This window comes from Sporosarcina ureilytica, from assembly GCF_001753205.1.
GTDB classification, from domain to species: domain Bacteria; phylum Bacillota; class Bacilli; order Bacillales_A; family Planococcaceae; genus Sporosarcina; species Sporosarcina ureilytica.
Genome location: NZ_CP017560.1, coordinates 2,724,424 through 2,747,849 on the forward strand (window position 1 = coordinate 2,724,424; position 23,426 = coordinate 2,747,849).

Consider the following 23,426-nt stretch of genomic DNA (forward strand, 5'->3'; position numbering starts at 1 on the left):
AGACAGCTTTTTCTTATTATTAACATTGCCTATTTTATACTAAGAATTACCATTAGATAAGAGAAAAGAGCATCCAATCCTGGGGGGGATATGGATGCTCTTATTCAAAGGGAATGGGAGAAATGTTCACGTTCAAACAAAAGGGGTGTATGTTTGGTATGTGATTTATTTCACATCCTTACTTTATCATGAAATAACAGATACATCAACCCTTCACATCACATTTAACATGATTGTCACATTTGCGAATTAGAACGACGGCTTTTAATTATACTTAAATAACTCTACGCACCGTTTTTTCGGCATAAAAAACCTTATTCCTTCGTTTCTCAACTTTGGAATAAGGTTTAGCCACTTATATTATTTCAACAAGAGTGTTTCTAATTCATTTAACTTTTCTTCAAACACACGACAAGCTTCTTCAATTGGTTTGGCAGTTGTCATATCAACGCCCGCTTTCTTCAACACTTCAATCGGATAGCTTGAAGACCCCGCTTTTAAGAAGTGATTGATATAACGATCAACTGCAGGTTTCCCTTCTGCAAGAATTTGGTTACTTAGTGCTACTGCAGCACTATATCCCGTTGCATATTGGTAAACGTAATAATTATAGTAGAAATGAGGAATTCGCGCCCATTCCAACCCGATTTCTTCATCCACAACAATATCATCACCAAAGTATTTCTTATTCAGGGCATAATACTCCTCAGTTAGCTTTTCCGCTGTTAAAGCAACACCTTGTTGGTCCAATTGGTGAATTAAATGCTCGAACTCTGCAAACATCGTTTGACGGAATACCGTACCACGGAAACCATCCAACCAGTAGTTCAACAGGTAAATTCTTTTTTGCTCATCATCTACCGTTTTTAGTAAATGATCGTTCAAAATAGCTTCATTCACTGTAGATGCAACTTCAGCAACAAATATCGAATAACCGCTATACACATACGGTTGATATTTTCGAGAATAATAACTATGCACACTATGACCAAATTCATGTGCCAATGTAAATAAATTACTAGCGTTATCATGCCAATTCATCAAGATATATGGGTTTGTACCATATGTTCCGGAAGAATAAGCACCTGAACGTTTCCCAACATTTTCTCGCACGTCTACCCAACGATTATCTAGTCCTTCTTTAACAATCGATACATACTCCTCACCAAGTGGATGAAAGCTCTCTAACATCGTTTGTGTGGCTTCTTCGTACGTATATTTCATATTCGCGTCTTGTACAAGTGGTGCGTACATGTCCCACATATGAAGATCCTCTAATTCAAATACTTTTTTGCGCAACGCTACATAACGTTGGAGTAAATGTACGTTATTATTAATTGTGGACACTAAATTATCATAAACCTGTTCAGGAATATGGTTATTTGACATCGCTGCCTCTCGCGCGGATGAATAATTACGAATACGTGCATTCACATTATTCCCTTTCACATTACCTGATAATGTAGAGGCAAACGTATTTTTAAACTCATCATACTTAGTATACATTGCTTTAAAAGCTTCTTCTCGTACGCTTGGCTTGTTACTTTCCAAAAAACCTACATACCGACCATGTGATAATTCTACTTCTTCTCCATCTTCATTTTTAACTTTCGGAAAAGTTAAGTCTGCGTTATTTAGCATACTAAACGTCTCAGATGGATTGCCCGTTACTTCCGATAATTGTGCAAGCAGTGCTTCTTGCTCCGCAGGTAATACGTGAGGACGCATTTTATTCAATTCTTCAATCTCTTGCTTATACAATTTAAGTCCGTCATCTTCTTCTACCCAGCTATTTAACGTGGCTTCATCAATCGAAAGTAATTCAGGCAAAAAGAAGGACAACGTAGTGGAAACTTTCACAACGAGCGTTTTAATACGTCCATCCATCGCTTGATAGAAACTATTCGTTGTATCTTGGTCTGTCTTTAAATGGGCGTAGACATTCAGACGGCGTAATCTTTGCATAAGCTCATCACGATACGTTAACGCCTCTAACAGTGCGTCTGCACCGTTATGCAATGATCCTTTATAAGTATTACCTTGTTCCGAATACTTTTCTACTTCGCTATATTCATGTTCCCAATCGGCATCCGTTGCAAAAATATCCTCCAGACGCCAAGTCTCTTCTACTTTTACTTCATCACGAGTAAGAAGCTTGTTTGTTGATTCTGTTGACATAAAAATCCTCCTCATTACTTCGAGTTACGAACAACTTATATTTTCTCAATTTTCATTCCTCTTTGCAAGTATTGTGTGAAAAGTATTTCAAAATACTCTAGGTCTTTTACATTTACGCAATCATGGACTGACTTTACACCAATTAAAAATAAAAACGTTAAGTACCTTTCGCAAACTTCAACGGCATCCTTTTCCTGTCTCCCATATCGATGCGTAAATTCACGTATATGTTTTAATGTTACTTGATGGAGATTCATATTTTTCATTTCCACAAAATGTAGAAATGCAAGTTGCCACTCAGCAGCATGTTCTGTAAACACATTTTTATAAGCAATAGGAACGCCAATCCATTTCGGCAATTCACTTGGAATTAACTTCAATTCATAGCACCTTCGTAGAAAAGAATCATGAATCCCTTTTCGATTATAAAAAATACGAGACTTCAAAAACTTGACTCTTAACGAGGAATGTAGAGAATAATAATGTTGGATTTCCTCCCTGGTCGGCGGCTTTGGTCTCGCGAAAGGAAAGGATTGTTTGTCCAATGAAAGGACACGATGCTTACCTATAAACTGTCTACCTGAAACATGGAGAAGTGCACTTAAATAATGGAATTTTTTAGTGTTAGGCTCATAAGTGAGGAAAACAAGTCCTTCAGTTGGAGTATCAGTGAGAAATTTTTCTTCAAATTGAGATAATGAATAAGTCGTTATCCCTTGGGGAAGTTTTTGAAGTTTGTGTGGTGTGCGTAGAATCCAAATCGGATTCATACCTGCATTCATGTACCCTTCCGTTCTTTCGGCAATATGGCGTAGCGGGATTTGGCTACATTGAAATTCAATCGGTATCACTTCTGACGTTGTGGTAACTAATAGATCTGGACGCTGGGCTATTTTTTTGAAATACGGCTCTAGTTGTACATCTAAATGATTGCTTTGCTGTAAAAATTCATATAGCTGCTGCTTACCTAGTAGATGTTCCATAGATTCCCCTTCAGAAAACATAGATCGACATAAACGATCTTGCTGATGGGCAAAATGAGGAATAACGATGTCCCCCACTTTCAATAAAACTTTTTCATTACATTGCGGACAGAAAAAACTTTCGTGCTTACGCAACTCTCTTAATTCACTTCGTTTCATAGAACTCGTAAGCGTAAAATAATTTCCATCGTTTATTTTGGCCATTAATATTACAACCACCCCCTCTTTTAGAATTATACAAAATTTATGAAAACGATACAAATGATAACGGTGGGAAATTTTTCTTTTAATTTTTTCAAAATAAAAAACGTAATGCGTGAAAAATCATTACGTTTTAAAGTGTTCTATTTTATTTTAATGTAGCTTACCTTGTTCTACCTCCGTTCGAACCAGGTTAACTACTTAAAAATATTTTTCAATTTGCGGAAATACATTAGATTCAAAAATTACTTTTCCATATTCTTGAAGAACATGAATTGTTATATGATTCGGCTTAGCGAATTCGGAAAGAACGCTAAACATATTCATTTTTTGTTTATTGTCCATTTCCTCATCGTCATACTTAACATATAAATAGTATTTAGATTCATATGCATATAACGACGTATGCGCTTTATAGTCATGCATACGGCTTGCAATACGAATTACATCTTCGAAATCATTGAATACAAACGTATTTTCAAGTCTATCATTTTCTTTGTTTAACCCGCTCTTCAATATCTCTTCAATATCTTCAAATGTTCCGTCATCTTGTTCTTGGAATAATTGATTCGGATCATCATCGTAAAATGGAGACTCTATCATTTGACCATCGTTTGCTAAAGCACGAGTTACAGTTACTTCTATTCCATCGTTTTTTGCATGAACTTGAATCCAAAGCGGCCCTTCTACTGCAAATTCAGACTGCTCGTTTATTTCATCCATCATATCCCAAAACAGTTCTTCACTTTTCTCGCGATTATTCCAGACTTCTTCACGAGTAAAGCCACGTTCTTCTATGTCGACATATGATAGAAAAAACTTCACTGTATCCTCATTAATACGTTCTATTTCCATTCTAATCTCTCCCTCCCTATGTTTAGGATTTGTTTCGGTTCCTGTTATATATGAATGTCGTAAACCTACAATGCCTTATTATTACTATATGACCGTTCCTCAAGTTTTGTAAGGCTTTCTATACAGATTCATGTTTTAAATAGTTTACGCTATTGTAGATAACATTTATCAGTAAAGCAAGGGAAAGAGAAAAGCCGATAGGAATTTGGCATTTTACAATGTCCCCCTATCAGCTTTTAAATTTCATATCATTAATTAACCATACGTCGTGCTTCCAGTAACTGGTAAGCCCTTACTTTTCGTGGGAGGAACCGTCGGATTTCATCTTCATTATATCCTACTTGAAGTCTCTTTTCATCAAGAATGATTGGTCTTCTTAAGAGTCCCGGATGTTCCTGAATTAACTCATAAAGACGTTGAAGCGGTAAACTTTCAACATCTACGTTTAGTTTTTGGTAAATCTTTGAACGAGTAGAGATAATTTCATCTGTCCCATCCTCAGTCATTCGTAGAATTTCTTTTATTTCATCGATGTTCAAAGGTTCGGAGAAAATATTTCGCTCTGTATACGGAATATCATGTTCCTCCAGCCATGCTTTTGCTTTTCTGCATGACGTACAGCTCGGTGATGTAAATAATGTTACCATCATACACTGACACTTCCTTTCAAATCGTTTTGCGAATTTTTATGTTCAAATTAGAATAATTGTAAATTAAAACTTCCTATTACTAGTATACACAATTTTACCAACGATTAAAACAGTTTTTTTGAATAACTTTAAAAATAATAGCATATCGACACATTTTCGCAATATAGTCGATTTCCTATCACTTTTTCAATCAATTCTTTCTTCTTTAACTGTTATACCCGTTCACATCAAAAATAAACATCAGTTTATTCGTTTTCTCATATTCTCATTTAGTCTCATTATATTGAAAACCAATCTTCTCACTAATAGAACGTTTCAAAAATAAAAAAGTTCCAAATTTAAAGCCGATACCGCCGAATAATTGTGACAAATACTAGGCAAATCATTAAGGTGACAAACTGTGCTTCATAGTCGACCGCCTTACTGGAGATATCACCATAAAATATAGCCCCCCACTTCAGTATCAATCAGTGAGAGACTACAGTTTACGGTTTATAATTAACGCCTGGTGAATACGTATTCCCTGCATTCCAAAGAAGATACTCGTCAATCCCATTATCTTGAAGCGCTTTAATTTGTGCTTCCACTTCAGCTTTGCCATATTTCAAGTAATTTCCCGAACCGAGCCAAGAAGCAGTAAAGTCTTGCAACCAAGGACGTGAGACTGGTTGATTTTCTAGCTTTCCTAATACTTCATTTTCAACTTTTGCGTATTCAGCTACTAATTTATACGGCTCCAAATCAGGTTTTGCGATTCCAAAATAGGAAGTCCAATGACTTGGATAAATCATCGAAGAGATGACATCCACGTTTTCCGATATTTTCGAGAAGTTTTGCCCAATTCCTGGCGCTTCAGTCAACGTCGCCGCGTAACCAAAAATATCCACTGATACTTCCACCCCGTAAGGCTTTAGCTGTTCACGTGCATAAGCTACAAAATCTGTTACAGCCTCAACACGTCTCTGGACAGGATCAAGTTCAGATTCTGCATAACCTCCGTAAGAATATTCTAATGACTCAAAGCGCTTTTCGAAACCTTCCGGGAATCGAACATAGTCAAACTGAATTTCTTGGAAGCCCATTTTTGCCGCCTCAATTGCAATTTCAACATTATGATCCCATACCTCTTTCATAAACGGATTAACAAACGCTTCCTGACGTCCATTTTTCCAAACAGTTTCCCCTTCTGTAAATGAAAGGTCTGGCCGCTTTTCTGCTAGCACTGTATCTTTAAAGACGACGATACGACCAATTGGATAAATCTTCTTTTCTTCTAGCTCTTCCAATAAAACACGTGGATTATTAATATAAGGTTGGCCTATATCCATAGCGGCTAAGGAAGAATCTTCCTTAGGAATATACGTTAAATTTCCAAAATCATCTTTAATATCAATCACCATTGCATTTAAATCCGTTGAATCAATTAAATCAACAAGCTTTTGAAAACGTGCCCCCCCTGCTGAATGACCCGTTACGTAAATGCCACGAACTGCATCAGGATACTCAAACGTGAGACCCGAGTCATAGCGGAATAAAGTTGATGATGTGATCATTCGTTTATCAATTTCTTCAAAGCCGTATGTACGTGCTGTAAAATCTGCCATTTTTTGATTTTTCTCGGCATATCCTATAGTAGGAATTGCGATTATACATGCAAATAGTAGTAGGGCTAACCAACTTATTCTCTTCATTTCGACAACATCCTTCCTATTTCACCAGTTTAACAGGGAAGTCATACAAGTTAAAGGGTCTTAATGAACATTCTTTCTTGCATATCCATGAGTTTAGATTTATAATACAGTCAATTCAACATAAATGTAGTTTGCTTAATTCATAAAAAATAAAAAGCATTGATGGAAAGAGTAATTTTATAACGGCTTGGCAGGGAGTCTGTGGGTAGTGTGAACAGACAGCCTTATAAAATGAAGTGGATTCCTGAGCTTAATAGATGAACATGGGTGTTTGTATCTCATCAGTAGTCTGTTACGTGTCTCCGCGTTATGGAGTTTGAGTGGCCTTTTCGGCAATTCGGGTGGTATCACGGTTGAACTAAAAATCAGTCGTCCCTTTTTTAGGGATGACTGATTTTTTATTTTGGAATAAAGTTAATTTCATCATTACTTTATTTCATTGATAGGACCCCTAATCGGCTTCGTCGGTATTGGGAAACTTTTAAGGAGGAAATTTTAATGCAAACTATCTTTTCTGGCGTACAGCCAACAGGAACAGTAACAATTGGAAACTATATCGGAGCATTTCGTCAATTTACAGAACTACAGCATGAATACCACTGTAATTTCTGTATCGTTGACCAGCATGCTATTACAGTTCGTCAAGACCCTAAAGAATTGCAACAAACCATTCGTTCACTAGCCGCTTTATATGTAGCAAGTGGGATTGATCCGGAAAAAGCAAATTTATTCATTCAATCTGAAGTACCCGCACACGCGCAAGCCGCTTGGATCATGCAATGTATTTCGTATATTGGTGAATTGGAACGTATGACCCAATTTAAGGATAAATCCGAAGGGCAAGAAGGTGTTTCTGCTGCACTTCTAACGTATCCGCCATTAATGGCCGCGGATATTCTTTTATATAACACAGATATCGTACCTGTTGGTGATGATCAAACACAGCACTTAGAACTTACACGTAATTTAGCTGAGCGTTTCAATAGTCGTTACGGTAATACATTAACGATCCCTGAAATTAGAGTTCCGAAAACAGGTGCACGGATTAAGTCTCTTCAGGAACCAACAAAGAAAATGAGTAAATCCGACCCGAATAAAAGGGCAACGATTTCTTTACTTGATACGCCAAAAGAAATCGAGAAAAAGATAAAAAGTGCGGTGACTGACTCAGAAGGCATCGTCAAATTTGATGAAGATAATAAACCAGGTGTTTCAAATTTACTTGCGATTGAAGCGGCGATGAGCGACATGACCATTGATGAGGTCGTTGCGAAATATGATGGTTTACGTTACGGCGACTTTAAAGCAGGTGTTGCAGAAGCAGTCATTAATCACTTAACACCTATCCAAGAAAATTACTATAACCTAATCGAATCATCCAAATTAGACGACATTTTAGATGAAGGCGCAGAAAAAGCGAATAAAACTGCGTCTGCTACCCTGAAGAGAATGGAAGACGCAATGGGCCTCGGAAGGAAACGATAATAATTATCGTGACTGCAGATATTACTAAAATTGCAAAATCAGGGGTGCGTACAATGTAATAGAGCACTGCGTCCCATGTATGACCAAGTGCTCTATAATTTAAATAAATGAGAATTTGCGCTGTACTGATTACAAGTAGCCCGTAACTAATTAAAAATATAAAAAATCTTGTCACGTATACCTTCCTTTATCTTTTAGTACACTATATGAAAGGACAACGTAGATTTAGACGAAAAAGGTGAACCACTACAAATTGCAATGGTTCACCTTTTTCATGTGACTTAGTCAATTTCATAATCCAATCTTTTCGCTGCGTAGTTGAGTTAAACCGTTCTCAACTATATATTGTATGGCTTAGCGGTTTTAGGTAATTATGAAATTGACTCGATTAGATTTTCTTAAAAACTAGTGATGCATTATGACCACCGAAACCTAGTGAATTGCTCATGGCATATTCAACGTCCATTTCGCGTGCCTCATTAGCTACATAATCAAGATCACAAGCTGGGTCTTGTGTGTTGTAGTTAATTGTCGGTGGAACAATGCCTTCTTGAAGTGCTTTTACTGTGAAGATTGCTTCAAGTCCACCTGCAGCGCCTAATAAATGTCCAGTCATCGATTTCGTTGAACTTATGGCTAAGTTTTTAGCATGATCGCCAAATACCGTTTTTGCCGCCAATGTTTCAAACTCATCATTATATGGTGTGCTTGTTCCGTGTGCGTTAATATACCCTACTTTAGTAAGATCCGCACCACTTTGGTCCAGCGCTTGTTGCATCGCTCTCGCAGCGCCTTCACCTTCTGGAGCTGGTGCAGTAATATGATGAGCATCCCCTGTTGAACCATATCCCACGATTTCCGCGTAAATTTTTGCGCCTCGCTTCACCGCATGATCATATTCTTCAAGAATGAGAATTCCTGCCCCTTCACCAATTATGAAGCCATCTCTATCTGCATCGAATGGACGTGATGCCGTAGAAGGATCCGGATTTAATGACAGTGCTTTATTCGCACAAAAACCAGCGACAGCCATTGTCGTAATCGGTGCTTCAGCGCCGCCTGTTATCATAACATCCGCATCGCCGCGTCGAATCACTTCAAATGCGTCTCCGATAGAATTTGTACCTGATGCACAAGCAGTAACGGAACATGAGTTAATGCCTTTCGCACCAAAATGGATCGATACTTGGCCAGAAGCCATATCCGGAATCATCATTGGAACGAAAAACGGGCTTACTCTGCGATATCCTCTCTTTTGGAACATCTCAAATTGTTGTTCATGTGTTTCCATTCCACCAATTCCAGAACCAATCCAGACACCTGTTCTTAAAGAAAGTTCTTCATCTAGCTTTTCAAGACCTGCATCTTCCATGGCCATAATCGAAGCAGCAAGCGCATAATGCGTAAAACGGTCCATTTTGCGTGCTTCTTTTCTTTCAATATATTGTTCAATATCAAAATCTTTTACTTCTGCAGCAACTTTCACTGGAAATTGTTCACTATCGAGTCTTGTTAATAAACCAATCCCAGACTTTCCGCTAATAACGGATTTCCAAGATTCTTCTGCAGTATTCCCTACTGGTGAAACTGCTCCAACTCCTGTTACAACAACGCGTCGTGCATTCATGTTTATACTTCCCTTCATTAATTTATAGACCATTTATTTAGTATAGTCGATTCGCTTACTTTCCCCAACGCATACATACCGCGCCCCAAGTTAAGCCGCCGCCAAATCCAACGAAAACTAGGACATCATCGTCTTTTATTTTTCCATCCGCTAAATCATCAACGAGCGATATTGGGATAGATGCCGCTGAAGTATTCCCGTAGTTATGAATCGTTTTCGACATTTTTTCTATTGGTAATTCTAATCTCTCACGCGAAGCTTCCATAATTCGAATGTTCGCTTGGTGTGGGATTAAATAATCGACATCCTCTTTCGTCAATCCCGCTTTTTCAATCACGTTAACGGCTGATTCTCCCATTTGACGAACAGCAAATTTAAATACTTCTCGGCCATTCATGATGAGCTTTTCATCTTGATATAAATGTTTTCCACCTGAACCATCTGCACCAAGCTCAAATGATAAAATTCCGCGGCCTTCGCTAACTTCTCCTACGACAACGGCGCCTGCCCCATCACCAAAGAGGACAGCTGTATTTCGATCTTCCCAGTCTGTTATTTTCGATAGTTTTTCGACACCAACGACTAGAATATTTTTATACGTATTCGTTTCAATAAACTGCTTCGCTGTTACAATTCCGTACATAAATCCAGCACATGCCGCGGAAATATCCATTGCAGCTGCATGTTTTGCGCCAAGTTGTTCTTGTAACATTGTCGCAACAGATGGAAATGGACGATCTGGTGTAACTGTTGCAACGAGTATTAAATCAATTTCCTCCGCCTGAATACCTGCATCCTCAATCGCTTTCGCAGCTGCCTGATAGGCCATATGCGAAGTATCTGTATCATCGTCCGCAATATGCCTTTGTTCAATTCCCGTCATCGTACGAATCCATTCATCCGAAGTATCCATACGCTTCTCTAAATCTTCATTTGTTAAAATATGTGGCGGCACAAATTTCCCGACGCCTATTAGACCAGCGTTCATTCAATTTCCTCCGTTCATTATCATCTAATATTAGTACCTGGTAGTAATTATAAAAGATTTCTAGCGAATTTACAACAGACCGACACGATTTCGCCAAATAATCGTCTATTTTGTTGGATAAAATGTTTCAGAAATGTACATGCTGTGATACAATCGTAAAAGAAATAGTTATGTAGGGGTGAAATCCGTTGAGATTCATTATGGCATTCGTGTGGTCATTTTTATTGGTCACTTTATTGAATTATGTTGTTGGGGCGATTGCAAACGTTCCATTTGATCTTCAAGCTGGAGTGATGATTTCTCTAGTTATGGCAGTATTAGTTATTCTATTAGGTGAAGCAATTCCAAATCAGGAAGTATCTGATAACTAATCTCATGATTTTAAGGCTGTTCAAAAGTGAAAACTTTTGAATAGCCTTTTTTCGTTAAACAGAACTTTGGGGATTGATCATAATCAATTTCACAATTAACCTTGCTACAGTAAATTACTAACAATGTTGATTTCCGTTCCAGGCGCACGCGTTCCGTGGGGCGGGCGGTGAGCCTCCTCGTCGCTTCGCTCCTGTGGGGTCTCACCTGTCCCGCTAATCCCACAGGAAGAGCCGTCACGAAGAACGGCTTTTGCGACCAAAAAGCGAAGCGTTTGAGAGCACGCACTCGGCGCCTTCCACTCCAATCAACGAAGATACATCTGTACACAAAAATTCAAACATATGTACACACTAACACACGCATTCCGCTTCAAACTCACACTTATGAAATTGACTCAGCAATGAAACTTATTGAAAACCACGAACGTTTGATTATAAAGGATTCCATAGTGTAACTGATAAAGAGAGTGGGGCGATTGCTGTGAAGAGGTGGCTTGTATGGACTTTATTAATCATAAGCCTAAGCTTAAATATCTACTATTTTGCTAAAAATTTTTGGGTAGGCTTGTATACGCCTAATGAAGAAGATAAAGTTATTTTAGGTGAAATGGTACAACTCGTCGTAGAAAGCGAAGAATATCAAAAACTTACTGAGACTGAAAAAGTGTATGCCATTACAACGTTCGTTGACCGCAATAAGGGTGGTAGGTATCCGTTTCATTATGATGTAATCGTCAAAACAGATAAAGAATCCTACCTCTTTGGCTGTAAGGATGAATCTTGTTCGGAGATGGAAATCGGCGGTTGGATGTATTCTAGATATAGTGAGCATGAACCCGTATTACCGCTTAAAAAATAGCCGGACAAAGGTTGAACTTGTAATGCCCAAAAAAAGACTTCTTAAATAGAAGTCTTTTTTCGGAATGACTTATTTAGTTTTTCCTATTTGAAGTTGACCCTCTTTCATAGAAAGCGTAAGTTCATTCCCAGGCCCTACGTCCCCTTTAATGATTTCCTTAGCGACCATGGTTTCCACGTGTCTTTGGATAAACCTTTTTAATGGCCGGGCACCAAATTCTGCATCGGTCCCTCGTTCAACAATCCAATTTAGCACGTCTTCTCCGTAAGTAATCGTCACTTCTTGCTCCGCCAACCGCTCCGCAAGTTCGTTAAGCATTTTATGTGCAATTCGTTTAAATGAATCACCGGTTAATGAATGGAAAATAATAATGTCATCCATTCTATTGAGTAACTCGGGTTTAAAATGCTTTCTTAATTCAAACATGACAAGGTCTTCAACTGCATGCTCTTCAGTATCCCCTACCCCATCTAATAAATAAGCCGACCCGATATTGGACGTCATAATAATGACGGTGTTCGTGAAATTAACGAGTCTACCTTGACTATCGGTAATTCGACCATCATCCAAGGCTTGCAAAAGAATATTCGCGACGTCGGGATGTGCTTTTTCAATTTCATCTAATAACACAACAGCGTATGGATTTCTCCTAACTGCTTCCGTTAACTGGCCGCCTTCCTCATAACCAACATATCCTGGAGGTGCACCGACAAGCCTCGATACACTATGTTTCTCCATATATTCGGACATATCAATTCGAATAAAATGATCTTCAGAGTCAAATAAAGTAGCGGCAAGTGTCTTAGCAAGTTCTGTTTTTCCTACACCCGTTGGCCCTAAAAACAGAAACGAACCAATTGGCTTATTGGGGTCTTGAATCCCGGCACGTGCACGCCAAACAGCTTCTGTCACGAGCCCTACCGCGTCGTCTTGTCCGATGACTCGTTCTTCTAGCGTTTCTTTCAACCGCAGTAACTTTTCCCTTTCACCTTCTACAAGCTTTGTCACAGGGATTCCCGTCCACCTTGCAACAATCGTTGCAATTTCTTCTTCCGTAACTTCTTCGCGTAATAATCGAGATTCTTGCCCATCCAATAAAGAGGCTTCCATTTCTTTTAATTGGGCTTCTACTGCAGGAATTTTTCCGTGACGAAGTTCAGCCGCTTTATTTAAATCATAACGATTTTCCGCATCTTCTAATTCACGACGCAAGCGGTCTAAACGGCTACGCTTTTCTTGTATATCATTCAATGTTTTCTTTTCCGCTTCCCATTGTGCACGCATATCAGCCGAGGAATCTTTTAATTGCTGTAACTCTTCTCGTAGTGATGATAAACGATTTTGACTAGCCGCATCTTTCTCTTTGGTGAGGGCTTGCTCTTCAATTTCAAGTTGCATGATTCTTCTAGTTACCGCGTCTAATTCTTGAGGCATCGAGTCAATTTCCGTCCGAATCATCGCACTCGCTTCATCGATTAAATCGATTGCTTTATCGGGCAAAAATCTTTCCGTTAAATAGCGATTCGATAAAGTGGATGCCGCAACAATGGCACGGTCATGAATCCGTACACCGTGATGCAGCTCGAACATTTCCTTTAGCCCCCGTAAAATAGAAACCGTATCTTCAACAGACGGCTCGCGCACCATCACTTGCTGAAAACGGCGTTCAAGCGCTGGGTCTTTTTCAATGTACATCCGATACTCATCAAGTGTTGTGGCACCGATACAATAAAGCTCTCCACGTGCCAACATCGGTTTTAGCATATTGCCTGCATCCATTGCGCCGTCCAACTTTCCAGCGCCTACAATCGTATGGATTTCATCGATAAACATGATAATTTGCCCTTCGCTATCTTTCACTTGTTTCAAAACAGCTTTCAATCTTTCTTCAAACTCTCCCCGATACTTGGCACCCGCGATTAGCGCACTCATATCCAGTTCGAATATCTCTTTCCCTTTTAATCCTTCAGGTACGTCCCCTTTAACAATTCTTTGAGCCAATCCTTCTACAATGGCCGTCTTTCCGACACCTGGTTCGCCTATAAGTACTGGATTATTTTTCGTTTTTCTCGATAAAATCCGAATCGCATTGCGAATTTCTTCATCTCGTCCGATAACGGGATCTAGTTTTCCATTTTTAACGTCTTCAACAAGATTACGTCCGTATTGTTCTAGCGGAGTCCGCTCCTCTTGTTCCCCTTGCATCCTCATTTATCTCATCCTTTCTATTACCCTTTGACCTTTATTGACTAATTAAATTATAATTTGAAACAGACCTTTTGGTAAAGAAAATTGCATTTATAGCCTATTTTTCATTATCCCACTTTCTCAAGTAGCTTAAACTTACATAGCTCGTATGATTGATAGTGAATTCGGGTAGGCGCGGAGTTCACTAGTCCACGAGAGGAATTCAGCAGGTCAAGTGGGCAATTCGATTGGCCGGGAGCGGAGTTCGCGATGGACTGCGGAATTCAACAAGTGAGGGGCAGAATTCGTAAGGCTTAGCAAGGGGTTCAATATAACGGGCGCATAGTTTATTAGATTAGGAAATAAGCTAACCGCCCTATCACATTTTCATGAATAAACGTAAAAAAACTGTACAACTTAGAAAAAATTGTACAGTTTCTCATCTGTTAACTACATAACAGCAATATATTATTTATCTAACGCCTAACGCCATTTTTGCATAGCGTGACATTTTATCTTTAGACCATGGAGGATTCCAGACGATATTCACTTCTACGTCTTTTACTTCTGGAAGCTCCATAAGTTCTTGTTTAATATTTGATACAATTTGCGGCCCCATCGGACATCCCATTGATGTAAGTGTCATCGTTACGATTGCCTTACCTTCATCGTCTAATTCTACATCATAAATAAGTCCAAGGTTTACAATATCTATACCAAGTTCCGGGTCAATTACGTTTTCGATTGCACCCATCATACTATCTTTCATCTCTTGACTCATGCTCATCTTCCTTTCCATTCTAGACTTATCTCCATCATATCAATCTTTCCTTATTCATTCAAATGACATGCAAGCCAACTGACAGCATCTAACATGCCTGGTCGTGTTACGGCATGCGCTGCGCTTTTATCGGTAATAAAAACAAAATCATCTGGTTTATCTGCATACATTTCTTTTACTTCTTCATAAAATTTAAAGGTCGGTCCATAAGGGACAACTTGGTCATTTTTACCGTGCCAAAAATAAACTGGTCTTCCCTTTAAGGCGGAAGGATGTTTTGTAATATCAAATAGAGAGATATGTTCTAACAATTGCTTTTTCTCTTCTATTGTTATTGGTAACGTAAATCCTTTTTGTTCAAATTCACGAATTTGCGCTTTGGCTAAATCTACAAAACCAGGCGCCCCCATCATAATGATAGATGCATCTATCCAGTCGTAAATTTTAAGTGAACCGAGCGTAGAAATACCTCCCATGGAAGTCCCGCCTACCCCTATTTTTTCGGAGTCGGAAAGGCCACGTTCCTTTATTTCATTGTATAAAATATTTAGTTCTTCAATATTTGTCATAACGATTTCCCAAAAACGCAAAGCAAGTTCTGCTTCGTCAAGGTTTTCAGAACGAACGCCGTGTAAATGAGCATCAGGGAGCAGCACACGAATCCCTTTTTTCGCAAGATTATAAGCATAATGTAAGTTATGCTCTTTTGCACTCGTAAATCCATGTAAAAAAATAGCAACTGGCACATTTTCATTTTCAAATTCACTATCGACAATATGTAAAAGTGGGATGTTGCGCCACATTTCTTCTTTAATAATCATGCATTCACAACCTTTTTCTTTTCCTGTTAGCTTAACAAAGTTTTTCTAAAAAAACAAAACATGCTTTTAATGTTTTCAATTTTTGACTTGGCTATTGATTTAACTGTAAACTACGTAAAAGGGGGAATTTGATTGAAACCACATTTAATCGTTCTCGACTTAGACGGAACGTTACTAACAGATGATAAAGTGATTACAGAAAAAACAGTACAATCGATACAAAAAGCAAAACAACTTGGGCACCACGTCATGTTCGCTACTGGAAGACCTTATCGTGCAACGGAGTATTATTATCATCAACTAGGGTTAAATACCCCAGTCGTTAATTTTAACGGAGCCTTTGTGCATCACCCACTTGATACCTCTTGGAAAACGATTCATGAAACGCTCTCTCTATCCGTTGTGAAGGAAGTAATGGAAGCGATGCAACAATTTCCTTGGCAAAATATTATCGCGGAAGTTAAAGACGATGTTTATGTACATCATCATGACGAAAAAGTATTAGATAATTTTAAAATGGGGCAACCGAATGTGACGACTGGTGACATTCAACGATATTTAAAAGATGACCCTACATCCATACTGATTCAAGCTGATGAATCAGATATCAAAACGATTCAATCACATTTAAGCCAAGTACATGCTGAAGTCGTTGGTCACCGTTTTTGGAATTCACCTTGGGGCCATGTCGTTGAAGTGTTTCGCAGCGGACTCAGTAAAGCGGCTGGCCTAGCACACGTCTCCAAATGGATGGATATTCCAAAAGAACGTATCATTGCTTTTGGCGATGAAAACAATGACCTTGAAATGATAGACTATGTCGGTCATGGTGTCGCAATGGCAAATGGCATTGATGAACTGAAGTCAATCGCAGACGAAGTGACGACGGCCACAAATAATGAAGACGGGATTGCCGAAGTCTTGAACAATCGGTTAAAATTATAGTAAGATTTATGATCTTATCATAATGAATTTCATAATGATTGTTAGGCGGAAGAAGCGATTTTAGTGAGAACAAAAATAATCATTTAATACTTTAGATATGCTGAATCCACCCAATAATCAAGTCATCATTATTTCGAATTTTACATGATTAGAACATCTACCTTAGGGGGTAATACTATGAGAATATTTGCAGACAGTGCATCTGATTTACCTAAATCATTTTTTGATGAGGAACAAGTAGATTTAATATCACTGCACGTTATCATTGATGAAGATGAATATAAAGACATCACCGAAATTAATTCAAAAGAAGTTTATGATGCAATACGCGACGGAAAACAACCTAGCACATCACAAGCGTCACCTGATTTTTTTATGGAAGAATGGACGAACTTGGCCAAATCTGGTGAAGAAGGAATTTATATCGCTTTCTCATCTGAATTATCGGGAACCCATAATACGGCCGTCATGATTCGTGACCAGGTGAAAGAAGAATATCCCGAATTAAATTTAATTATCATCGATTCGAAATGCGCCTCTCTAGGCTATGGGCTCCTCGTAAAAGAAGCAGCCCGATTACGTAAAGAAGGCGATGATTTATTAACAATTGAACAAAAAATTCGTTTGATGGCCCAACATATGGAACACCTTTTCACCGTTGAAGATTTAGATTATATGGCAAAAGGCGGTCGCGTATCAAAGGCGAGCGCATTTATCGGTGGACTGTTAAATATTAAACCACTTTTACACGTAGAGGACGGTAAGCTTGTGCCCATCGAAAAACACCGTGGTCGAAAGAAAGTCGTGCGAAGAATGTTAGATTTGATGGAAGAGCGCGGCGATCGTTTATCAGAACAACATATCGGCATTAACCATGCAGATGATGAAGCCATTGCATTGGAGTTAAAATCAGCGATTGAAGAACGATTTAATCCAAAAAGCATTGACGTTCAAATGATAGGTTCAGTAATCGGTGCGCATGTTGGTCCAGGAACGTTTTCTGTTTATTTCCTTAACAAACTTCCATAAGCAAAAAGGCGGGATATGATGAAAATCGTTGTTGTTGGTGCAATTGCCGGAGGATCTACTGTTGCCGCTCAAATTAGAAGAACTTTGCCAGATGCCTCCATTACCCTAATCGGTTCTGACTCAAAGATTGGGTATGGATCTTGTGGGATGCCTTTTGTCATTGGTGGGCTTATCGAGGACAAAGAGAAAATCGGAGGACCCAATCCTGAACGATTTAGCGAAACCCGGAACATTCGTACATTGGTCAAACACCAAGTCACTTCGATAAATCGCAAGGCTAAGACTGTTGAGGTCCGTAATTTAGAAACAGATGAAACGTTTCAAGCGTCTTACGACAAACTTATTTTATCCACAGGTTGTCGTTCTCGCGTTCCTTCATTAAAAAGGTTAGATGATTTACCATTTTTCACACTGAAAAGCTATGCGGATATGGAAGAAATCGTTCGTTATCTCGATACTGAAAAACCGCAATCTTGTGCCGTAGTGGGCGGCGGTTTCATCGGTATCGAACTTGTTGAAAACTTTATTCACCGCGGCATTCAAACTGTGCTCATTTTACGTGGCAATCGTGTCATGAGTTCAATGGATAAAGAAATTACGGACGTTCTATATGATGAAATGAAAGCAAATGGTGTAGATTTTTATTTTAATGATGAAATTGAACGGATTGAAGGCAATCGACTCATGATGAAAAACGGCGTCGCCATCAACACCGACTTCCTCGTTGCGAGTATTGGCGTCATTCCTAATACATCACTGGCTATTGAGGCTGGACTTACGATTGGTGTAACGGATGGCGTTGTTGTGAATGAATACATGCAAACAGATGACCCAGCTATTTATGCCATTGGGGATATTGCTGAATGGCAAGACTGGGTAACCGGGAAACCAAAACGAGTTCAACTTGCATGGCACGCACATAGACAAGCATTTATTGTTTCAAGTCATCTAGCAGGTCGTCCTGTGAAAGTGAATCCTTTTTTGGGCACTACGATTACGAAACTTTTCTCTTTGACGGCCGGGATGATTGGTCTCTCAGAACAAAATCTTCGTGTGGAAGGATTCGATTTTGACACGGTTACACATGAAGGGCGAACGAATGCAGGTTATTATCCAGACCACGGCACAATCTTAATACGGGTTCATTTTGACCGGAAATCAAGACAAATCCTGGGCGCTCAAGCAGTGGGCACAAAAGGGGTAGACAAACGGTTGGATATTCTCGTAACCGCCATGATGGGCAATATGACTGTGGACGACTTAGCCGCACTCGAATTAAGCTATTCCCCGCCCTATTCATCGCCGAAAGACCCAATTAATATGGTTGGGTATAAAGCGAAACTTAAATAAATAAAAACTTTTCCCCATACAAAAAATCCCTTTCCATCCGCTCAATCGGACTGGAAAGGGATTTTTTATTATACTTGCACAGGTTTAATCGAAAAGTCTCTTGCTTTTAATTCGCCTGCTTCAATTTCTTCTACAAAGTGACAAGCCGCTTGATGCGTTGTCTCCATTGACTCGTGCGTCTGTAATACTGGTTCAATTTCTTTACACTTATCTTGAGCAAATGGACAACGCGTATGGAAACGGCATCCCGTCGGTGGATCGATAGGTGACGGTACATCTCCTTTTAGCGGAATATGTTTCTTTTCATACGTTGGATCTGGCACCGGGATAGCCGACAGCAACGCTTTCGTATAAGGATGTTTAGGACTATCAAAAATTTCGTTTCGCTCACCGATTTCAACGATTTTACCTAAATACATAACGATTACGCGATCTGAAATATGACGAACGACTCCCAAATCATGAGAAATAAATAAATAAGTTAATTTAAATTCCTCTTGCAATTCTTCCAATAAGTTTAAGACTTGCGCCTGAATGGAAACATCCAGTGCTGAAACCGCTTCGTCACAAATAATCAGTTTTGGATCGACCGCAAGCGCCCTTGCAATTCCGATTCTTTGACGTTGTCCCCCTGAGAATTCATGTGGATAACGATCAGCTTGCTGTTCATTCAATCCAACGATTCTCAGTAACTCTAACACACGTTCTCTTCTCTTATTTGCTGGCACTGAATTTTGAATGGTCATCGCTTCTGTTAGAATACCAGAAACCGTTTGTCTCGGGTTAATGGACGCGTACGGATCTTGGAATATAATTTGTAAATCTTTTCTTTTCTTTCTCATTTGCCTATTAGTCAATGCTGTAATATCAACACCATCAAACTGAACTGTTCCTTCAGTTGGATCTTCTAATCGCAAAATCGCACGACCCGTCGTCGATTTCCCACAACCGGATTCTCCAACGATACTTACCGTTTCACCTTCATATACTTCAAATGTAATCCCATCAACGGCTTTTACATGGTTGACAGTTCTTCCCAACATACCGCCTTTAATGGGAAAATGTTGTTTTAGCCCCTCAACTTTGAGCAACTCTTTTTTTGCCATAAACGTTTACCTCCGCTTCTCCGTCCCATTCATCTGTATATAACCAGCAACGAACGTCATTGCCATGCTCGTCTCCTACTAACTCAGGTAATTTCTCCCTGCATAAGTCTGTTGCAGCTGGACATCTCGGAGCAAATCTGCACCCTTTGGGCATATCGCGCGGACTTGGAACGTTTCCGCGAATCGGTTCTAATTTTTGTTGCTCTAAATCATGTCTCGGCAATGAATTTAACAGACCAATTGTATAAGGATGCTGCGGATTAGCAAATAATGTATGTACATCTGAGTATTCAACAACTTGCCCCGCATACATGACCGCTACAAAATCGCATGTTTCAGCAACAACTCCAAGGTCGTGTGTAATAAAGATTACTGACATCCCTAAACGATGCTGTAATTCTTTTATCAAATCGAGTATTTGTGCCTGAATTGTTACATCGAGCGCAGTTGTCGGCTCATCCGCAATTAACATTTCAGGATCACATGCTAATGCCATCGCAATCATAACACGTTGACGCATTCCGCCCGAAAGTTCATACGGATAGTTTTTCACTCGGGCTTCCGGAGAAGGAATTCCTACAAGTTTTAATAAATCAACAGAGCGGTCCATTGCTTGTTTTTTAGATAACTTTTGGTGTTTTATGAGCGATTCACTAATTTGTTGACCTACTGTAAAGACTGGATTTAATGATGTCATTGGTTCTTGAAATATCATTGAAATCGAGTTACCACGAATATTGCGCATTTGTTCACTTGTATAATCTACTAAGTTCTCACCTTTAAAGAGAATTTCACCATCTTGAATTCTCCCATTAGAGGCAAGTAATTGTAAGATTGAAAGTGCTGTAATACTTTTTCCAGAGCCTGATTCTCCAACAATCCCTAAAGTCTTTCCTTTTGGCAACGAGAAACTTACGCCATCGACGGCCTTCACTTCGCCCTCGTCTGTTTGGAAAGACGTTCGGAGATTATTAACTTTTAATAAATCAGTTTCCATTTTACAATCCCTCTCTTCTTGAAAACCTGACACATTTATCGATATGCGATCTAGTTTGTTATTTTATTTATTCTACTTAATGTTATAAAACAAAGATTATTTAAACGAAAACGATTTAGTTCAAGTCAATTCGCTTATTTAACATACGATAAGATATATCTACAAGCATATTAACTAAGACGAATAACAAGGAAATAATTAAAATTGTTCCTTGTACGATTGGGAAATCACGTTCTCTAATTGCGTCAATTGTTAAACGCCCCATTCCATTAATCGCAAAGATTGTTTCTGTAATCACTGCTCCACCAAGAAATGCTCCAAATTCAAGTCCGACAACTGTAATTACCGGAATTAATGCATTTTTTAGAGCGTGGCGGTAAGTTACGATTCTTTCACTTAAACCTTTGGCTCTAGCAGTTCGAATATAGTCTTGTCCAATAACTTCTAACATGGATGCTCTAGTCATTCTAGCAATAATGGCAGCACCACTCGTACCTAAACAAATCACAGGTAGTAAGATTTGGCGCCAACTATCTCCCCATCCAGAAGGTCTCATTTTCATGAATTCAGGCAACCAATCCGCGCCGATTGCAAACCACTGAATGAGTACAAGTCCTAACCAAAAGTTCGGCATCGAAAGACCGAATAATGCAACAATCATGATTGAGACGTCTGCCCATGTCGAATGGCGCACCGCCGATATAATCCCGGCAATTAATCCAAGAAATACCGCTAGTATTGTAGCGTATATGGCAAGCTCAGCCGTAACCCAAAATCGACCTTTAATTTCTTCTAATACAGGTCTTCCACTCCTAATAGAGTTTCCTAAATCTCCCTGGATCGCGCCTGATACATAATTATAATATTGAACTGGTTTTGGTTCATTTAAGCCTAATTTTTCACGTATATTTTCAACTGTAGTTTCGGATGCACCTTCACCCGCCATAATTTGTGCAGCGTCTCCAGGAATTAAATGCATGAGTGAGAATACTAATATTGATACGCCTAATAAAACTGGAATTGTTTGCAAAAGTCTTCTTATGATATATTTACCCATTCATACTCCCCCTCCTCATTATTTCTTCATTTTCGGATCTAGTGCATCTCTTAATCCGTCTCCGAAAATGTTAAATGCTAGTACGACAATAACGATCATCATTCCTGGAAATAGAATAATATGTGGCGCACTCTTCATATAAGTCCGTCCATCATTTAACATCGCACCCCATTCTGGTTCTGGTGGTTGAGCACCAAGCCCTAAGAATGATAGGCCACTCGCAGTAAGGACTGCAGTTGCAATTCGCAATGTAGCCTGAACAATAATCGGCGACATTACGTTTGGTAAGATATGCTTAAAAATAATTCGAAAATCTGATGCACCAAGTGCTCTCACAGCATCAATATACTCAAGTTTTCTGACAGACAAAGTTGAACCCCTGACGATTCTGGCAAATGCAGGTACTGAGAAAATACTGACGGCAATAATTACGTTCGTTAAGCTTCCACCTAATACGCTTACAATTGCAAGTGCAAGTAAGATTCCTGGGAAAGCTAACAATACATCCATCACCCTCATAATAATCGTATCTACTTTTCCGCCATAGTAACCGGATACAATCCCTAAGACAACACCAACAATTCCACCCATTGCTACAGAAAGAAAACCTACCTTTAAAGTAAGTGGCATTCCATAGAGAATTCTTGTGAAAATGTCCCTTCCGAAATTATCCGTTCCAAACCAATGCTCCTTGGAAGGTGATTGTAACTTATTTAACACATCTACTTTAGTAGGGTCATACGTAATGATAGAAGGACCAAATAACGTAACAATTATCGAAGAGATAACAAATAGTAGAATAAAAAACCCACCTACTACTGCTGCTTTATTTTTGAGTAGTCTTTTCCAAAAAGCTCTATATGCCTCTAATCTAGGACTTGTTCTTTTTGATTGCTCTATCATCGTAGCTGTTTTTCCTGTCATAGTTTCTTAACACCCTTTCCTCCCTTAAGCCATAATGACTTAAGACTTAATATATATTTATTCTACGAATAACAAGTATCATAACATGAAATTACAATTATCGTAATAGTATTTTAAAAAATTTACTTACTAATTGTGCTTTTTGTTATTTTTCATCTATAAAAATACATATTTTTGTCGTATTAGCGCGATTTATAAGAAATATTGTCGGAATACGTCACTGCTGTTTATCATGTGAAAAATGTCAATAATTGAAATATATCCACTAAATTAACTTGCACGAAAATCTGAATAATGTTAAACTTCTACCCATGTTGCTTTTTTCGCAACATTAACATTAT

Annotated in this window: 22 protein-coding genes and 1 other annotated feature; of the genes, 7 read left to right on the plus strand and 15 right to left on the minus strand. The window is 38.8% G+C overall.

The genetic code is table 11. The features are described 5' to 3' along the window. Window positions 1-94 precede the first annotated feature (94 nt). Window positions 95-253, plus strand: a complete 159-nt coding sequence (locus BI350_RS16970; protein ID WP_155767536.1) for a hypothetical protein — start codon at window positions 95-97, stop codon at window positions 251-253. Window positions 254-360: 107 nt separating this feature from the next. On the opposite strand, the gene pepF is transcribed toward BI350_RS16970, so the two are convergent. The 5 genes from pepF to BI350_RS13530 form a co-directional block, all read right to left on the minus strand. Then, window positions 361-2,178 carry an oligoendopeptidase F gene (gene pepF, locus BI350_RS13510; protein WP_075528614.1) on the minus strand — a complete coding sequence of 606 codons (1,818 nt, stop codon included), beginning with the start codon at window positions 2,176-2,178 and terminating at the stop codon, window positions 361-363. A 35-nt stretch (window positions 2,179-2,213) separates the two neighbouring features. Beyond that, window positions 2,214-3,365: a competence protein CoiA gene (locus tag BI350_RS13515; protein WP_075528615.1), complete on the minus strand. Its 1,152-nt coding sequence runs from the start codon at window positions 3,363-3,365 to the stop codon at window positions 2,214-2,216. Window positions 3,366-3,563: 198 nt separating this feature from the next. Beyond that, on the minus strand, window positions 3,564-4,217 hold the full coding sequence (gene mecA, locus BI350_RS13520; protein WP_075528616.1) for an adaptor protein MecA: 654 nt from the start codon (window positions 4,215-4,217) through the stop codon (window positions 3,564-3,566). Between the two features lie 251 nt (window positions 4,218-4,468). Then, entirely contained in the window at window positions 4,469-4,864 is a 396-nt protein-coding gene (gene spxA, locus BI350_RS13525) for a transcriptional regulator SpxA (protein ID WP_168157285.1), read from the minus strand. 488 nt (window positions 4,865-5,352) lie between these two features. After that, a complete protein-coding gene (locus BI350_RS13530; protein ID WP_075528618.1) occupies window positions 5,353-6,558 on the minus strand; it encodes a putative glycoside hydrolase in 1,206 nt (401 codons plus the stop codon). A 150-nt stretch (window positions 6,559-6,708) separates the two neighbouring features. Then, window positions 6,709-6,938 (plus strand) — a binding site (T-box leader). A 118-nt stretch (window positions 6,939-7,056) separates the two neighbouring features. Here BI350_RS13530 and trpS point away from each other — a divergent pair. Next, entirely contained in the window at window positions 7,057-8,043 is a 987-nt protein-coding gene (trpS, locus tag BI350_RS13535) for a tryptophan--tRNA ligase (protein WP_075528619.1), read from the plus strand. Here trpS and BI350_RS17490 read toward each other — a convergent pair. The 3 genes from BI350_RS17490 to BI350_RS13545 all read right to left on the minus strand — a co-directional run bounded on the left by BI350_RS17490 (window position 7,994) and on the right by BI350_RS13545 (window position 10,658). Further along, the gene (locus BI350_RS17490) at window positions 7,994-8,218 is read right to left on the minus strand and encodes a YuzI family membrane protein (protein WP_483852911.1); all 225 of its coding nucleotides are present in this window, start codon (window positions 8,216-8,218) and stop codon (window positions 7,994-7,996) included. The genes trpS and BI350_RS17490 overlap by 50 nt on opposite strands. 213 nt (window positions 8,219-8,431) lie before the next feature. After that, window positions 8,432-9,670: a beta-ketoacyl-ACP synthase II gene (fabF, locus tag BI350_RS13540; protein WP_075528620.1), complete on the minus strand. Its 1,239-nt coding sequence runs from the start codon at window positions 9,668-9,670 to the stop codon at window positions 8,432-8,434. A 55-nt stretch (window positions 9,671-9,725) separates the two neighbouring features. Continuing rightward, a complete protein-coding gene (locus tag BI350_RS13545; RefSeq protein ID WP_075528621.1) occupies window positions 9,726-10,658 on the minus strand; it encodes a beta-ketoacyl-ACP synthase III in 933 nt (310 codons plus the stop codon). 188 nt (window positions 10,659-10,846) lie between these two features. On the opposite strand from BI350_RS13545, the gene BI350_RS13550 reads away from it, so the two are divergent. Together BI350_RS13550 and BI350_RS13555 are read left to right on the plus strand one after the other, a co-directional pair. Then, window positions 10,847-11,029: a YjzD family protein gene (locus tag BI350_RS13550; protein WP_075528622.1), complete on the plus strand. Its 183-nt coding sequence runs from the start codon at window positions 10,847-10,849 to the stop codon at window positions 11,027-11,029. 481 nt (window positions 11,030-11,510) lie between these two features. Beyond that, on the plus strand, window positions 11,511-11,888 hold the full coding sequence (locus BI350_RS13555) for a hypothetical protein (protein ID WP_075528623.1): 378 nt from the start codon (window positions 11,511-11,513) through the stop codon (window positions 11,886-11,888). A gap of 69 nt (window positions 11,889-11,957) precedes the next feature. Here BI350_RS13555 and BI350_RS13560 read toward each other — a convergent pair whose 3' ends face one another. The 3 genes from BI350_RS13560 to BI350_RS13570 form a co-directional block, all read right to left on the minus strand. Beyond that, on the minus strand, window positions 11,958-14,093 hold the full coding sequence (locus tag BI350_RS13560; RefSeq protein ID WP_082295183.1) for an ATP-dependent Clp protease ATP-binding subunit: 2,136 nt from the start codon (window positions 14,091-14,093) through the stop codon (window positions 11,958-11,960). 454 nt (window positions 14,094-14,547) lie between these two features. Beyond that, the gene (locus BI350_RS13565; RefSeq protein WP_075528624.1) at window positions 14,548-14,856 is read right to left on the minus strand and encodes a metal-sulfur cluster assembly factor; all 309 of its coding nucleotides are present in this window, start codon (window positions 14,854-14,856) and stop codon (window positions 14,548-14,550) included. Between the two features lie 50 nt (window positions 14,857-14,906). Further along, window positions 14,907-15,677: a prolyl oligopeptidase family serine peptidase gene (locus BI350_RS13570; RefSeq protein WP_075528625.1), complete on the minus strand. Its 771-nt coding sequence runs from the start codon at window positions 15,675-15,677 to the stop codon at window positions 14,907-14,909. A gap of 132 nt (window positions 15,678-15,809) precedes the next feature. Here BI350_RS13570 and BI350_RS13575 point away from each other — a divergent pair, with 132 nt between their 5' ends. From BI350_RS13575 to BI350_RS13585, 3 genes are all read left to right on the plus strand, one after another. Then, on the plus strand, window positions 15,810-16,622 hold the full coding sequence (locus tag BI350_RS13575; protein WP_075528626.1) for a Cof-type HAD-IIB family hydrolase: 813 nt from the start codon (window positions 15,810-15,812) through the stop codon (window positions 16,620-16,622). A gap of 177 nt (window positions 16,623-16,799) precedes the next feature. Continuing rightward, a complete protein-coding gene (locus tag BI350_RS13580; protein ID WP_075528627.1) occupies window positions 16,800-17,651 on the plus strand; it encodes a DegV family protein in 852 nt (283 codons plus the stop codon). A gap of 18 nt (window positions 17,652-17,669) precedes the next feature. Then, entirely contained in the window at window positions 17,670-19,001 is a 1,332-nt protein-coding gene (locus BI350_RS13585; RefSeq protein ID WP_082295083.1) for a CoA-disulfide reductase, read from the plus strand. Window positions 19,002-19,069: 68 nt separating this feature from the next. Here the strand turns inward: BI350_RS13585 and BI350_RS13590 are convergent, their stop codons facing one another. The 4 genes from BI350_RS13590 to nikC all read right to left on the minus strand — a co-directional run bounded on the left by BI350_RS13590 (window position 19,070) and on the right by nikC (window position 23,085). Then, a complete protein-coding gene (locus BI350_RS13590; protein WP_075528629.1) occupies window positions 19,070-20,107 on the minus strand; it encodes an ABC transporter ATP-binding protein in 1,038 nt (345 codons plus the stop codon). After that, the gene (locus BI350_RS13595; RefSeq protein WP_075528630.1) at window positions 20,079-21,104 is read right to left on the minus strand and encodes an ABC transporter ATP-binding protein; all 1,026 of its coding nucleotides are present in this window, start codon (window positions 21,102-21,104) and stop codon (window positions 20,079-20,081) included. Before BI350_RS13595 ends, BI350_RS13590 begins: the two co-directional genes overlap by 29 nt. 115 nt (window positions 21,105-21,219) lie before the next feature. Further along, window positions 21,220-22,161: an ABC transporter permease gene (locus BI350_RS13600; RefSeq protein WP_075528631.1), complete on the minus strand. Its 942-nt coding sequence runs from the start codon at window positions 22,159-22,161 to the stop codon at window positions 21,220-21,222. A gap of 18 nt (window positions 22,162-22,179) precedes the next feature. After that, window positions 22,180-23,085: a nickel transporter permease gene (gene nikC / locus BI350_RS13605; protein ID WP_075528632.1), complete on the minus strand. Its 906-nt coding sequence runs from the start codon at window positions 23,083-23,085 to the stop codon at window positions 22,180-22,182. Window positions 23,086-23,426: the final 341 nt, after the last annotated feature.